This window comes from Microbulbifer magnicolonia, assembly GCF_035117725.1.
GTDB classification, from domain to species: Bacteria; Pseudomonadota; Gammaproteobacteria; order Pseudomonadales; family Cellvibrionaceae; genus Microbulbifer; species Microbulbifer magnicolonia.
In genome coordinates, this window is record NZ_JAYEFD010000002.1 from 144,157 (window position 1) to 158,922 (window position 14,766).

A 14,766-nucleotide genomic window follows, 5' to 3' on the forward strand; every position below is an offset into this window, starting at 1 on the left:
GGGGTGCGGCGCAAGGCTAGCCGGACCTACCACAAGCGGCCGCGCTAGATTACCCCCCCTCCCGGCGGCACGATTGTCGACAAATCAAAATCTCCACTTGTCATATGTCTGACATCGCAGTAGCTTGTGCGGAACACGAATAATAACGAGGGGATGACTGTGACCAACGAGAGACTGGCTGTAACGAACGCTGGGGCGGCGGCGAGCGGTGCGGCGCCGGCGACAAAATCGCTGTGGAAGAAATTCGCTCTGTTCCTGTCCACCATCGGGCCGGGGCTGTTTCTTGTCGGCTACAACATCGGCACTGGAAGCATCACTACCATGGCCTCTGCAGGCGCGTCACACGGCATGATCCTGTCGTGGGCAGTATTGCTGTCCTGCGTCTTCACTTACTTCCTGATTGTCTATTTCGGACGCTATACGCTGATTACCGGCGAAAGCGCGCTGCAGGCATTTCGCAAACATTTCGGCCGCCACGTGGCGCTGTTTGTCCTGGTGGTGCTGGTGTTCACTGAAATGGTGTCCAGCATCGGCGTCATGGCCATCATCACCGATGTCGTCCACGAATGGTCAAAACCCCTCACCGCAGACGGCGAGGGTATCAGCACCATACTGCTCGCGATCCTGTTCGGGGGCATGCTGGTATTTCTCCTGATCAACAATCGATACGGATTCATCGAAAAGCTGCTGGCGCTGTTTGTGGCGCTGATGGGCATTTCCTTCCTGATGACTGCGACCATGGTGATCCCGGACGCATCGGTGGTCATAGCGGGGCTGGTGCCCAGCATCCCGGACACTGCGAATGCGGGCCTCATTGTCGCCGGCATGATCGGCACCACCATGGGCGGCGTCCTTTACGTGGCCCGATCGATAACCGTTAAGGAAAAGCAATGGAAAGCATCAGATCTCAAGCTGGAAAAGCGCGATGCCTTCATCTCTTCCTTTCTGATGTTTTTCCTCAGCCTGTCCATCATGGCCGCGGCTGCCGGCACTCTGCACCCACAGGGGCTGCATGTGGAAAATGCCATCGACATGATCCAGCTGCTGGAACCACTGGCAGGCCGATTTGCCATCTCGATTTTTGTGGTCGGTATTGTCTGCGCCGGCCTTTCCTCCCTGTTTCCACACTACATGCTGGTGCCGCTGCTGCTGGCCGACTATCGCAACAAGCCGATGGACCTGTCCTCGACAGGCAGCAAGGCCATCGTGGTTTTCTATGCAGCCCTCGGTCTGGTTGTGCCCATCTTTGGCGGCCGGCCGGTACTGGTAATGATCATCACCCAGGTGTTCGCTCTGCTCATCACGCCGATCATTTTGATCCTGATGACCATCCTGCAGAACCGCAAGGCAGTCATGGGTGAGCAGACTGCGACTCCGCTCTCCACTTTCATGCTCGTAGCCATGACGCTGTTCACCATCTTTATGGCCGTGATCGGCGTCATCGGCATTATCAAAGCACTCTAATAAACAAGGGTTTTACCATGTTTCACGAACGCATTGTCTGCGCCTATCTATACAGCATCACCAAATACGGCTATCCACCGAAGGCCGAGCTGACCGAAAGGTATCTGGAGGAGATGCAGTCCCTGGGTTTTTCCTCAGTCGAGCTCGAAGGGATCCGCGAAGAGCACCTGATGACCGTCTACGAGTACCGTCACCGTATTGCAGACAAGATCAAGAAACTCGGTCTCGCGGTGCCCTACTTCTGCGTGGTGCTACCGGGCCTCTCATCACTCGACGAACGGGAAAGGGAAAAGCAGCTGGCGCTGTTTGAACGCGGTTGTGAAATCGCGCAACTGTTCGGCGCCAGAGGCGTGCTGGACAATGCGCCGCTGCCGCCCTACCAGTTCCCGGCAGATATCCCGGTGGTGCGCCACTACAACGAAGAGGTGCTCACATCGGCATTCCTACCGCACGATGTGCGCTGGGAAAATATCTGGGCGGCCCTTGTCGAGACCTACGCACACGCCTGCGACATCGCGGCCAAATACGGCCTCAGCTACCACATGCATCCGGCCGAAGGGCTGCTGGCTTCGAGCACCGACGCCTATCTTTACTTCCACGACGCGGTCAAACGTGACAACCTGCGTTTCACCCTGGACACCGCCAATCAGTTCGTGATCCGCGACAACCTGTCACTGTCTATCATGCGACTCAAGGATCACGTCGACTATATCCATATCTCCGACAATGGCGGCAAAAAAGTGGAGCACCTGGCCATCGGCGACGGCAGAATCCGCTGGGATATTTTCTTCGAGACATTGAATCGCGTGGGATTCAAAGGGCACCTGGGCTTGGATATCGGCGGCGACGAATCCGCCGTGCCCGACCTGGACGGGGCTTACCTAGCGGCAGCGGAGTGGCTGCAACGGGAATACCTCAACACATAGCGGCGCGGGCCGCGGTTTCGCCCCCGTTCGGGCGGGCGCGCGACTCGCGGCCGCACCAATCTCGGCAAAAGGCTAGGCAGCGGACCGTATCTCGGTCAGCATCGCCACCAGCTCGTCTGTCACTACTTGGAAAATTTTCCGACCTTTTTCCGCCGTGGCGTAACTCGGCGCACCGTACACACCGGTGCCCGCGGTCAGCTGGGACATCGAGCGCTGGTGCGCGCCGCGGCTGCCGGTCAACAGATCGGCATCCGCCCAGGCAAAGGTGGATTGCAGCGGAGTGTCCCGGACCGTGTCCGCATCGATCAGCTCCGGGGCAATGTGCATAACCATCGAGGTTTCGAATTCGCAGGCATGTCCTACACCACCGAAGTCGCTCTCCTGCAGCGACTTCAGGGCCTCTGGGGCCAGCTTCCACCAGGTGAGCATAAAGAAATCCACTTCCGGATAGCGGTACCCCAGTTTTTCCATGATGACCTGCCCGATGGCGAGATTGCCACCGTGGCTGTTGAAAAGGACGATATTGGTAAAGCCGTGCGCAATCACCGACTGCAGGACATCACAGACATAGGCCAGCATGGTTTCATGGGTGACGGTAAGGCTGCCCGGAAAACTCATGTGATGCTCACTGCAACAGACCGCCACTTGCGGCAAGACCAGTACCTGGTCGCCGAGCGCCTGTTCTGCCAGTTCGAGAAAATGCCGGCCAATCAGTGCATCGGTTACCAGCGGCAGGTGTGGCCCGTGCTGCTCAATGGCCCCGACATTTAAAATCACAGGGGTTTTGCGATCGAATTCATTCAACGCGGGGCTGGTCAGGTTTTCCCACTTCATCGTTTTGCCGCCCACATTTCAATTTCCACCAGCAGGCCCGGCAGCAATCCGGCCTGAATTGCCGTGCGGACCGGATAGGGCTTGCGCATATAGTCTACATAGATTTCGTTAAAGCGCTCCCAGTCACCGAGATCCGGCAGGTAGACATTGACCTTGAAGACGTCTTCGAGGCCACAGCCGGCATTGGTGAGCTGGCGCGCACAGTTTTCCAGCGTGTAGCGAGTCTGCTCTTCGAAAGTTTCGCCGACGATATTGCCCGACATATCGATGGCGCACTGGCCGGAGATGACGACCAGTTCTTCGGCGTTCACCTTCAACACTGGCGAGTAGGGACCTGCTGTCACATGCTGCTGTGCCGGCGGGGCCGTAACTGGCGCGACGCCGTCGGCGCCCATGACCGACGGCAGATAACCGACGAAGGAGGCTATTTTCCAACGGCCGTCCTCCTTTCGCATCACGTAAAGTGTCTGCCAGTCGAGAATCTCCCTACTGCCGTCCCGCTTCGGCACCGCACCCTTGATTTCCTTGTGCGCGATAGCGTGACTGCCGTTGATGTCGATGCTCTTAAGACGCGACGCAGCGTAGAGTGGCTCACGCACCGCCCGCCGGTCTGACTCGGCGGCCGATGCGGTGGCCGCCTGTAACCACACATCCCGGTAGGAAGCCAGATCCGGGAACGTCATGACCCACTGATCGGGGTTGTTTTTATTCTGGCCGTCGATGCCAAAAAAGCCCTCTTCGACGAAGTCGCCCTTCGTTGCGTCCCAGTCGGCACTGAGAAAGGCCTCGAGGTCGCGACGAACCAGGATTTCCCATATTTCACCACGATCCGCATCGCCATCAAATGGATTATCAAACACACTCACTCTTTACACCCTCACTCAACAGTCGCAGTTGAAACGCGGTGGGCGGCGATCGCCTCTTCATCGAGTTCGATGCCGAGACCGGGCCCCTGGTCGGGTACAAATGCATAGGGGGGATCGAATCGGATCGGGGATTTGAGCAGGCAGTGGGAGCGCAACATGCGCCCGAAGATATCGCCCGGCCACACACAGCTTTTTGCAGCGACAGATTGGTGCAGATACATGGATTCGAGAATACCCAAGTCCGCCTCCGAACCGTGCCAACAGTTTTTTCGCGCGGCGGAAGCGATCGCATCCAGCTGCCGGAACTTGGCCAGACCCGCGTTGAAGTTAAAACCATCCACCGCGTTGTGCTCAATCACGCTGATGGCGTCGTGTACGCGCTGCCCCTGGTAAACGTAAGGCAGGGAAACATGCTGCACGATCGGGATGGAGGTAAAATTGCGCAGTTCCGCATAGTCGCGCAACATCCACTTGCAGATAGGATCCTCCAGCAACAGCACGTTGCCTACAGCTTCCAGGCCCCGCAACCGGCGGCGCGCCTCACCCGAATTTTCCCAGCGCTGATTCGGGTCGAAAATCACTTTCATGCCCGGCGCGTGACGCTTGATCTGTTCACACCAGCCAACCACGTCATCGTTCAGGTCGCACTTGAACTTGATACAGTCGTAGCCCTGCTCTGCATACTTCTTCGCCACCAAGCCGGACTCATCGACCGTACGGTGGCTGGACCAGGCCCCCACGTAAACCCGATCGCGCACTGCGCCGCCAAGCAACATGTACAACGGAACCCCGAGAAGCTTTGCGTAGGCGTCCCAGATGGCACACTCAAAACCGTCGTATTCGCGACATAGGGGAATGGGCAGATCCTGCAGGCAGATAGTACGGATATCCTGGCCGAGCAGACTCTCTGCCACTTCACGGACAAGCGTCCAGTTGTGGTCGCGGTAGAACTCCCCGTAGCCCACTGTGCCATCGGAGAGCTCGAGTTTCAGAATGAGTTTGGGCAGTTCGTCGAACTGCATACTCCATTCCCGCTTGCCGCCGACCGGCAGCATATGTAGCGGTTTGCGCACCTCCGCGGAATCGATCACACCGGGTCTGGCCTGGACAACCACCTCTTCAAAATGAAACCGTTTTATTGTTATCGCTGGAGTCATAAAGTACCTACCTGGTTCCGGGCCGAAGGCGACACTCCGCCAATTCGACGTCGGATTAATGATGCCGCTGCAGACTTCCATGCACCGCATGAACTCTGTTCACTGGCGCAGCGAGATCCGCCAGGGCGGCGACAATTCAAGTGATCGGAGCCGGGACATGATCAGGTGCAGGGAAGTAAGTGTATTGCAGCCGCCCCAAATTCTGTTGCGCAGTACGCGATCTGCACGACTGAAATTTCCCCGGCGCCGGAATTGATAAAAAAATCGATACTGATACTGCCGGGATAATGAACAATCGGTCCAGCTCATCCTAATTGAAGATGATTTTTTATGTGATTTTCTACTTATTATTATGTACCGTATACCTCCGCAGGTGAGCGCGCGGCATGTTTGGATCCATGCTATCGATCGCATACTTACATGTCCAGACCTATTGCCGATAAATACTGTGATTTTTCATTAAATTTCCCCGATGTTTTCACATCGGACAGCAGGCTGTGCGCCCCTTACCTAGACAGCGGCACGTCGACACCAAGATGTCATCATGTCGCGTAACGACAAGATAAAAACCTCGGTCCATGCCGTTTAAAACCAGCCACCGGACTTGCCATAATCCTGGGACATTGATAATTTTCGAGACAGGATATGCAGCGAAAATAACAAGCCCTTGAGAACAACCCTCCCTTTGTTCTCATCTCACCAAATGAATCATTTTATCGTTAGAAAATTCTCATAATTAAAATAGCTTCCTAACCCGAAAGACCCGCTGTGCCCGCACATGACAGGGGCTTCTCACCATCGTCATGCCAGCGGTGGCTGCCGGGTCACTCGACCGCGGGAAAATCAGAGCTTATTTCGGCCGAGAGATCCGCCGTACAGTCAGTCCGACCAACGGGTTATCCGACTGCCAACAACCCCAATCGAAGGGATTTTGAGTGTGCCCGGACACCATCCCGGCCGCCACCGGCAAACTTCCGTCGTAAATTTTCGGAAAGATCAACCAGTAAGAGAGAAAATTCATGACTCGTCCCAGCAAATCCACCCTCAAGCCCACCCACTGCCTGACAGCGCTGGCCGGTGCACTTCTGCTCGCCGGCTGTGGCGAAAATGTCTCCGCACCGGTCGCGGAGACGGCGGCAAGCGCGGTGGCTACGTTTACGGCGAGTAATCCGTCGGATTTTATACGTCGGGACACGCGGCTCACCTGGCCACTTGCCGAACTGGGCCTGTCCGCACAGGAAGCCAGGCATCTGGTGGCCAAGTCAGGCGATACACTGCTGAGCGGGCAGCTCATCGATACGGATGGTGACGATACCGCGGATCTCTTCTCCATCCTTGTCGACCTGGATGCGCTGGCGAAGCAGGAAATTCAGCTGATCGATGACGCGGCGCTGGCTGCGGAACTCGCAAAACGGCCTGCCCGCGCTCAAGCGGAAATCTCCATAAAAGAGGGCGGACAGTGGAACGGCAAGCGCTACGAAGGTGGCGAATTTATCAATGTCGATACCATAACCCTGCCGGAGCAGTATACCGATCACAGTGAATGGATCCGCTACGAAGGCCCAGGAATCGAATCCGATCGCGTGGCCTACCGCATCTATCTCGACTGGCGCAATGGCTTCGATATCTTTGGCAAGAAACAGCCCGGCCTGAAGCTCCAGGAAATCGGTCTCGACGGCTATGACAGCTACCATGAGATGTCCGACTGGGGTGCAGATATTCTGAAAGTTGGCGACAGTCTCGGGATGGGCGGCTTCGGTTTCTGGAATGGCGAAAAAGTGATCCGTGTCGAGCAAACCGATGGCCGCAGCGCGACCGTCACCAACAGCGGACAGATCATGGCCTCCTTTACGATCGACTATGCAGGCTGGAACCTGTCTGAACACAAGGCCGACCTGGATGCGAGTTTCAGCATGACCGCAGGCAGCCCGCTGGTATACGTGAAGCTGGGCACCAGTGAAACATTGCCGAATATGGCGATCGGCCTCGGCAAGCACGATGCGGCTGAGGTGCTAACCGGGGATCTGGGCGATGACAGCGACTGGGCCTATCTCGCCACCTTCGGCGAGCAAACACTCTTCAATGACGGACTCGGTGAATTCATTTTCTATCGCAAGAGCGATGCCCGTGAGCTTGTCGAGGACCAACATAACCACGCGGTGGTCATGAAGGACACCGGCGCAGGGCTCGAATATTACTTTGGTGCAGTCTGGTCCGGCGAGGCTCAGGGCATCAGCGACCGCAGCGCGTTTGAGGCATTCCTCGCGCAAGAAATAGAGAAGCTTGCGCAGCCGGTGCTGATCGCGCGCAACGCAGAAGATTGAGCGGAGCCTTGCGCAATTCCCGTTGCTCCCAAACAGATGATCAATGAAGGATATAGCCATGATTGTAGAATTTGAAGTTCGCCATGCCGTGCATCCCCAGGATTACGCCACCTACACCAACAGACGCCTGCGCGAGAACTTCCATGTCGGCGGCCTGTTTGTCGCCGACAAACTGAAACTCGTATACACGCAAATAGATCGGTTTATCGTCGGCGGCGCCATGCCGGTTTCTGGCGAAGTGGCCCTGGAAACTATCGACCCACTCAAGGCCCCCTTCTTCCTGGATCGCCGCGAACTCGGTGTCATCAACGTGGGCGGGCCGGGTCGGGTTACGGTCGACGGCGAGGCTTACCCGCTGGGCTATAAAGACGCACTCTATGTGGGCGCCGGAAATCGGGAAGTGACCTTTTCCAGCGACGATGTCGACAAACCCGCAAGGTTTTATCTCAACTCCGCCTGTGCACACAAAGCCTGCCCGACAAGAAAGCTGTCACTCGAGGACGCGGTCAAGGTCGAACTCGGGGCCATGGAGACCTCGAATCACCGTGTCATCAACAAGCTGATGGTCAATCAGGTGGTAGAAACCTGCCAGCTGCAAATGGGCATGACCGAGCTTAAGCCGGGCAGCGTGTGGAACACCATGCCGGCGCACACCCACAGCCGTCGCATGGAAACCTATTTCTATTTCGAGGTGCCCGCGGACCAAGCGGTTTGCCACTACATGGGCCCTCGTGAGGAGACCCGCCATATCTGGATGGCAAACGAACAGGCGGTTATCTCTCCGACCTGGTCTATTCACTCCGGTGCCGGTACATCCAACTACACGTTTATCTGGGGTATGGCCGGCGAGAACATGGACTACGACGATATGGACAAGATTTTCCCGGCAGACCTGGCACGAGGGGAAACCGCATGATGGACCTGTCGCTTTTCGACCTGACCGGCAAAGTCGCCCTGGTGACCGGCGCCACCCACGGTCTCGGTATGGCGATGGCAAGGGGGCTGGGCCGTGCGGGAGCGACCCTCGTTATCAGCGGCCACTCCAGCGGGGAAAGAATCTCACGGGCCGTCGAGGCCTATCGCGCGGAAGATATCGAGGCTTACGGCTATCGCTTTAACGTGACCGACGAATCGGAAGTCCAGGCGGCCGTCAGCAGAATCGAGGCGGAAGTCGGCCCCATCGATATCCTGGTCAACAACGCGGGCATCATCAAGCGGATTCCCCTGCTCGAAATGGCCGTCAGTGAGTGGGACGAAGTGATCAGCACCGATCTGACCGGCGTCTTTATCATGAGCAAGGCAGTGGTACCCGGCATGATCCATCGGGGCGGTGGCAAGATCATCAACATATGCTCCATGATGTCGGAACTCGGCCGCAACAGCGTGGGCGCCTATGCCGCCGCCAAGGGCGGACTCAAGATGCTGACCCGCAACATGGCCACCGAATGGGCGCGCCACAATGTGCAGGTAAACGGCATCGGCCCGGGCTATTTCGCCACGAGCCAGACCGAACCCATTCGCGTCGACGGCCATCCGTTCAACGAGTTCATCATCAATCGGACACCGGCGGGGAAATGGGGTGATCCCGACGACCTGCAGGGCGCGGCGGTTTTCTTGGCTTCAAGCGCCAGCAATTTCGTAACCGGGCAAGTGATCTACGTCGACGGCGGTATTCTGGCCACCATCGGCAAGCCTCATGGTGAAGCCTGATTCGCGTCGGATCAAGGGCAGTGGAACCTTCGGCTTTGTCAGTGATACCGACGCCGCGTCCAAACACGGACGAAAGAATAATAAGAGAGGGCAGCAGTGCAAGTCACAACGCTCGATTGGACAATAATCGCCGTAACACTGGGAGCCATACTGCTGATAGGCAGTCTGGTGGCACGACGCGCATCCAAGGATAGTGAAGCCTATTTCCTCGGCGGGCGGCGGATGCCCTGGTGGCTCCTGGGAACCAGCATGGTCGCGACCACCTTTGCGGCCGACACCCCAAACCTCGTCAGCGATCTCGTGCGCACTGGTGGCGTTTCTTCCAACTGGAGCTGGTGGTGTTTTCTGCTGACAGGTATGCTGACCGCGTTCGTCTACGCCAAGCTTTGGCGACGCTTGGGTGTAACCACCGACAACGAATTCTACGAGCGTCGCTACAGCGGCAAGCCCGCCGCATTCTTGCGCGGCTTCCGCGCTGTCTACCTGGGTGTTTTCTTCAATGTTCTGATCATGGGCAGTGTGACCCTGGCTGCAATTAAATTTGGCGCAGTGCTGTTCGGCCTGTCGCCGGAGGCTGTGGTATTGATCGCCGGCGGAATCACCGTGATTTTTTCCGCTGCAGGCGGGCTACTGGGCGTATTGATCACAGATCTCATACTGTTTGTGATCGCCATGTCGGGAGCGCTGTTGGCGGCGTACTTTGCACTTGACCATCCAGCCGTCGGCGGACTCGACGCCCTGTTCCAACACCGCGATGTATTACCCAAGATGGCCATGCTGCCCGATTTCTCTGATGTGGACGCACTGGTTACGCTACTGGTCGTTCCTCTCGCCGTACAGTGGTGGGCGAGCTGGTACCCCGGAGCTGAACCCGGCGGCGGTGGATTTGTCGCCCAGCGTATGCTCGCGGCAAAAGACGAGCGCCACGCTGTGGCCGCAACCGTGTTTTTTAATTTCGCACATTACGCGCTGCGCCCCTGGCCCTGGATAGTGGTCGCGCTGGCATCGCTCATCGTGTTTCCCGATCTCGCCAGCCTGCAGAGCGCCTTGCCCCATGTGGACCCGGCGATCGTCAGGAATGACCTCGCGTATCCCGCGATGCTGACCTTTCTGCCGGCGGGACTGCTGGGTCTGGTACTGGCTTCCATCGTCGCGGCCTACGTGTCCACCATATCCACCAGCCTCAACTGGGGTGCGTCCTATCTGGTGAATGACGTTTATGTACGGTTTATAGCCCCGGGCGCATCTCCTCGAGCGCAGGTCATGGCCGGGCGAGCAGTTACCGTAATGTTGATGGTGCTCGCGGCGCTGCTCGCGCTTAAGCTGGAAAGTGCGAGCCAAGGCTTCAACCTGCTCCTGACGGTCGGTGCCGGCACCGGATTGCTGTTCCTGCTGCGCTGGTTCTGGCATCGCATTAATGCCTGGTCAGAAATCTCGGCCATGGTGATTTCCTTCGCCACCAGCAGCTTTCTGACCTTTACCGATCTGGGGTTTGCACAGTGGCAGATCTTTATTCTGTCCGTAGCCATCACCACCGTCGGATGGGTGGCTGTCACACTACTGACACCGAAAACCGACCCGGTGACTCTGGCACAGTTTGACCGCATCAATCGTGAATACCTCTCAGGCGAAAGCGTACGAGCAGGTGTGACTGCCATGATGTGGGCGGTATTGGGTGTCTACGCTTTGCTGTTCGGCACTGGCCACGCACTATACGGCAATACCGATTATGCACTGGGCCTTGGATTTGCGGCCCTACTCGGCATCTGGAAAACGGTCGGAAATATTCGCGTCATCGATGGGACAGACGTCCAGGCTACCGAGCCGGTGACGCAGACGCGGCTTCTCGCAAAGTAGTGGCCGCTCTGCGAGGACAATCCCCTCAGCCGGAGCAGTACATAAAAATTGGCCTTACCGGCATATTCAGCTAACGCAAGCGTAATAACAGGCAATAGGGCATAATTTTCCAGTGTTTTTTGGCACAGAGGTTACTGCCCAACTCAGACCTGCGCCGTGATGAAAACAAGCAAGGCCTTACCATAGCCATTGACTGGCATGGCCAATTTTTGGCACCATCACAACTCCAGACTCATGCTGGGTTTCTCCACGCCTGACGCGGTCTGCCCTTTATCTAGTTTGGCCTAGTACCGCGTACCCCCCTGCCCCGTTCCAGGGGCGGGCTTTTTTGCCCTGGCCGATATACCCAGTGGAACTGGCACCGCGTTAAGCTTGGAATATAGAGTTAATAAAAAGAGCACGCCCCTATGACACGCCCTCTGCAACTGCACCCCGATCGCCTGTTTCCGGCCGATGCACTCAGCCAGGATATCGCGCGCAAGCTCTACGAGAGCGTCAAAGACCTGCCGATCATCAGCCCCCACGGCCACACGGACCCGGCCTGGTTCGCCGACAACCGGCCGTTCGGCAACCCGGCCGAGCTGCTGATCAAACCGGACCACTACGTATTCCGCATGCTCTACAGCCAGGGCGTACCGCTGGAGAGTCTCGGCATTCGCAGCCGCGACGGCACGCCGGTGGAGACAGACCCGCGCGCCATCTGGCAGCGCTTTGCCGAAAGCTATTACCTCTTCCGCGGCACACCGTCGCGCATGTGGCTGGACAGCGTCTTCCACGATGTGTTCGAGCTGGATGTGGCGCTGGACGGCGGCACCGCGGAACACTACTACGAGCGTATCGACAGCTGTTTGAAGAGGCCGGAATTCCTGCCGCGCGCGCTGTTCGAGCGCTTCAATATCGAGGTGATCGCCACCACCGAGTCGCCGTTGGACGACCTTTGCCACCACCAGAAAATTCTCGACAGCGGCTGGAGCGGTCGCGTCATTACCGCCTACCGGCCGGACCCGGTGCTGGATCCGGACTACGAGGGCTTCGCCGATAACTTGCGCAGGCTTGCGGAAATCACCGGCGAGGACACCGGTAACTATGCCGGCTACCTGGCCGCACTGCGCAACCGCCGCGAATTCTTCAAGCGTATGGGCGCCACCTCCACCGACCACGGCCACCCGACGGCCACCACCGCCCACCTGAGCCGCGCCGAGGCGGAAGCGCTGTTTGCTCGCGTGCGCGATGGCCACGCCTCCGCCGAGGATGCGGAACTGTTCCGCGGCCAGATGCTGACCGAGATGGCGCGCATGAGTCTCGACGATGGCCTGGTGATGCAGATCCACCCCGGCTCGGTACGCAACCACAACCCGCTGGTCTTCCAGCGCTACGGCCGCGACAAGGGCGCGGATATTCCGTCGCGCACCGACTATGTCCACGCGCTGCGCCCGCTGCTGGAGGCGGTCGGCAACGAGCCGGACCTCACCATCATCCTGTTCACGCTCGACGAGACCAGTTACAGCCGCGAACTGGCACCGCTGGCGGGACACTATCCGGCACTGAAGCTGGGGCCGTCCTGGTGGTTCCACGACAGCCCCGAGGGCATGCGTCGCTTCCGCGAGCAGGTGACAGAGACCGCCGGCTTCTACAATACCGTCGGCTTCAACGATGACACCCGCGCGTTCCTGTCCATCCCGGCGCGCCACGACGTCGCGCGGCGCATGGATTGCGGCTTCCTCGCCCAGCTGGTGACCGACCACCGCCTGGCGGAGGACGAGGCATTTGAACTGGCACACGACCTGAGTTATGCGCTGGCGAAGCAGGCCTATAAGCTCTAAAAATGCAGGACTCGGTATTTCAATGTAGGAGCGGCCCATGGCCGCGATCGATGTCCGGGGATCCCGGTAAATTCGATCGGGGCCACCGGCGGATGGCCGCCCCGTCGCTCCTACAAGGGACTTCGGAAAAATCTATGAATGAGAAAATCCTGAACAGGAACACACTGGATCAGCTGCCAGAATCGATCATCAAACCCACTTACGAGCGCAGCAAGTTGCGTGCGGGCATCATCCACCTGGGCATAGGCGCCTTCCATCGCGCCCACCAGGCCTGGTATACAGAGCGGGTACTGGAAAGCGGTGCGACTGACTGGGGCATAGTCGCCGCCAGCTTGCGTTCGCCTACCGTACGCGATCAGCTGGCGCCGCAGGATTACCTCTATTCGCTGGTGGAAAAGAGCAACGCCGGCGAAAAGGTGCGAGTCATTGGCTGCGTGACCGACGTCTTTGTCGCACCGGAAAGTCCGCGTGCGCTGCTGGCCGCGATGGTCCGCGAGGAAATCCGCATCGTATCCCTGACCGTGACCGAAAAGGGCTATTGCCACGATCCGGCCAGCGGCGCGCTGCATTTACGCCACCCGGACATCCAGCACGACCTCGCCAACCCGGAAGCACCGCAGAGCGCGCTCGGATTTATCGTCTATGCGTTGCAGGAACGGAAACAGAAAGACCTGCCGGGCTTCACTCTGCTCTCCTGCGATAACCTGCCCAGTAACGGGAAGCTGCTCGAGCGGGTGCTGTTCGAGTTTGCCGAACAGGTGGACGCTGAGCTCGTCGACTGGATGCGGGAAAACACCCGCTGCCCCTGCACCATGATCGACCGCATAGTGCCGGCGACCACCGACGCCGATCGCGACGCCCTCGAAAAAATGCTCGGTGTGCGCGACAACGCGGCGGTGATGGCGGAGCCCTTCAGTCAGTGGGTCATCGAAGACAATTTCCTGCGCGGCCGCCCGGACTGGGACAGTGCCGGTGCGACCTTTGTCGACGATGTGGAGGCCTATGAGCTGATCAAGCTGCGTCTGCTCAACGGCTGTCATTCGCTGCTCGCCTACAGCGGCTACCTGGCCGGTTTCGAGACTGTGGCCGATGTAATGGCGGAGTCCGCCTTTGCATCGATGGCGCAGCGGTTTCTCGCCACCGAGGCCAGTACTGCGGTCGAGGCGCCGGAAGGATTCGACCTGGAGGATTACCAGCGGCAGCTGCTGGAGCGCTTCTCAAACCGGGCCCTGCGTCACCGCACCTGGCAGATCGCCATGGACGGCTCACAGAAGATCCCGCAGCGCTGGCTCGGCACCCTGCGCCACCAGCTGCAAAGCGGCGGTTCGATCGAATTGCTGACGTTTGCCCTGGCCTGCTGGATCCGCTATGTGTCCGCGGTGGATGACGCCGGCAACCCGATCGAGGTTTCCGATCCTCTGGCCGCAGAGCTGAAATCCATCTGCGACCAACATCGCGATGATCCACGCGAACTGGCTGCAGCCTTCCTCCGGTTTGCGCCGGTATTCGGCGAGGATCTGCAATACAGCCAGCGGCTGCACAACGCGCTCGCCACCTGGCTGACATCGCTGGATGAGCACGGGGTACTCAATAGCCTGCGTATGCTGATGGAAGAGAGCCCCGCCTGACTGCCCTCTTCCCTGATCCTTTCGCCCGCCGAAACAACCCAATGTAGGAGCGGCGGGGCGGCCATCCGCCCCGCCGATCCTACAGCGTTGGGCCTGCGGCTGATGATGAAGTCATTGAAAAGATGGCCATCGGTCTCGCTCGGAAAAAATTAGCTTTTCCCACAACACAAAAGGCAG

At 58.5% G+C, this 14,766-nt stretch carries 11 protein-coding genes; 8 read left to right on the forward strand and 3 right to left on the reverse strand.

Annotated features, from left to right (window positions below):
* Positions 1-159 precede the first annotated feature (159 nt).
* Positions 160-1,464, forward strand: a complete 1,305-nt coding sequence (locus RRF64_RS09925) for an Nramp family divalent metal transporter (RefSeq protein ID WP_323845729.1) — start codon at positions 160-162, stop codon at positions 1,462-1,464.
* 17 nt (positions 1,465-1,481) lie between these two features.
* On the forward strand, positions 1,482-2,390 hold the full coding sequence (locus RRF64_RS09930) for a sugar phosphate isomerase/epimerase family protein (RefSeq protein WP_323845730.1): 909 nt from the start codon (positions 1,482-1,484) through the stop codon (positions 2,388-2,390).
* Positions 2,391-2,462: 72 nt separating this feature from the next.
* On the opposite strand, the gene RRF64_RS09935 is transcribed toward RRF64_RS09930, so the two are convergent.
* The 3 genes from RRF64_RS09935 to RRF64_RS09945 are packed head-to-tail and all read right to left on the reverse strand — an operon-like array spanning position 2,463 to position 5,247.
* A complete protein-coding gene (locus RRF64_RS09935; protein WP_323845731.1) occupies positions 2,463-3,224 on the reverse strand; it encodes a creatininase family protein in 762 nt (253 codons plus the stop codon).
* Positions 3,221-4,090: a RidA family protein gene (locus RRF64_RS09940; protein WP_323845732.1), complete on the reverse strand. Its 870-nt coding sequence runs from the start codon at positions 4,088-4,090 to the stop codon at positions 3,221-3,223. Before RRF64_RS09940 ends, RRF64_RS09935 begins: the two co-directional genes overlap by 4 nt.
* Before the next feature lie 11 nt (positions 4,091-4,101).
* Entirely contained in the window at positions 4,102-5,247 is a 1,146-nt protein-coding gene (locus RRF64_RS09945; RefSeq protein ID WP_323845733.1) for a mandelate racemase/muconate lactonizing enzyme family protein, read from the reverse strand.
* 1,019 nt (positions 5,248-6,266) lie between these two features.
* Here RRF64_RS09945 and RRF64_RS09950 point away from each other — a divergent pair.
* The 6 genes from RRF64_RS09950 (at position 6,267) to RRF64_RS09975 (ending at position 14,589) form a co-directional block, all read left to right on the forward strand.
* Entirely contained in the window at positions 6,267-7,571 is a 1,305-nt protein-coding gene (locus RRF64_RS09950) for a DUF4861 domain-containing protein (protein WP_323845734.1), read from the forward strand.
* Positions 7,572-7,629: 58 nt separating this feature from the next.
* On the forward strand, positions 7,630-8,487 hold the full coding sequence (gene kduI, locus RRF64_RS09955) for a 5-dehydro-4-deoxy-D-glucuronate isomerase (RefSeq protein ID WP_323845735.1): 858 nt from the start codon (positions 7,630-7,632) through the stop codon (positions 8,485-8,487).
* On the forward strand, positions 8,487-9,281 hold the full coding sequence (locus tag RRF64_RS09960) for a gluconate 5-dehydrogenase (protein WP_323846687.1): 795 nt from the start codon (positions 8,487-8,489) through the stop codon (positions 9,279-9,281). Before kduI ends, RRF64_RS09960 begins: the two co-directional genes overlap by 1 nt.
* 96 nt (positions 9,282-9,377) lie before the next feature.
* The gene (locus RRF64_RS09965) at positions 9,378-11,138 is read left to right on the forward strand and encodes a sodium:solute symporter family protein (protein ID WP_323845736.1); all 1,761 of its coding nucleotides are present in this window, start codon (positions 9,378-9,380) and stop codon (positions 11,136-11,138) included.
* Positions 11,139-11,545: 407 nt separating this feature from the next.
* A complete protein-coding gene (uxaC, locus tag RRF64_RS09970; RefSeq protein WP_323845737.1) occupies positions 11,546-12,961 on the forward strand; it encodes a glucuronate isomerase in 1,416 nt (471 codons plus the stop codon).
* Between the two features lie 134 nt (positions 12,962-13,095).
* Positions 13,096-14,589: a mannitol dehydrogenase family protein gene (locus RRF64_RS09975; protein ID WP_323845738.1), complete on the forward strand. Its 1,494-nt coding sequence runs from the start codon at positions 13,096-13,098 to the stop codon at positions 14,587-14,589.
* The last annotated feature ends 177 nt before the right edge of the window (positions 14,590-14,766 follow it).

Excerpts from the sequence above, each read along its gene's own strand:
- RRF64_RS09930 (WP_323845730.1), top strand. The coding sequence starts at position 1,482 with ATGTTTCACGAACGCATTGTCTGCGCCTATCTATACAGCATCACCAAA.
- RRF64_RS09935 (WP_323845731.1), bottom strand. The coding sequence starts at position 3,224 with ATGAAGTGGGAAAACCTGACCAGCCCCGCGTTGAATGAATTCGATCGC.
- RRF64_RS09945 (WP_323845733.1), bottom strand. The coding sequence starts at position 5,247 with ATGACTCCAGCGATAACAATAAAACGGTTTCATTTTGAAGAGGTGGTT.
- RRF64_RS09950 (WP_323845734.1), top strand. The coding sequence starts at position 6,267 with ATGACTCGTCCCAGCAAATCCACCCTCAAGCCCACCCACTGCCTGACA.
- kduI (WP_323845735.1), top strand. The coding sequence starts at position 7,630 with ATGATTGTAGAATTTGAAGTTCGCCATGCCGTGCATCCCCAGGATTAC.
- RRF64_RS09960 (WP_323846687.1), top strand. The coding sequence starts at position 8,487 with ATGGACCTGTCGCTTTTCGACCTGACCGGCAAAGTCGCCCTGGTGACC.
- uxaC (WP_323845737.1), top strand. The coding sequence starts at position 11,546 with ATGACACGCCCTCTGCAACTGCACCCCGATCGCCTGTTTCCGGCCGAT.
- RRF64_RS09975 (WP_323845738.1), top strand. The coding sequence starts at position 13,096 with ATGAATGAGAAAATCCTGAACAGGAACACACTGGATCAGCTGCCAGAA.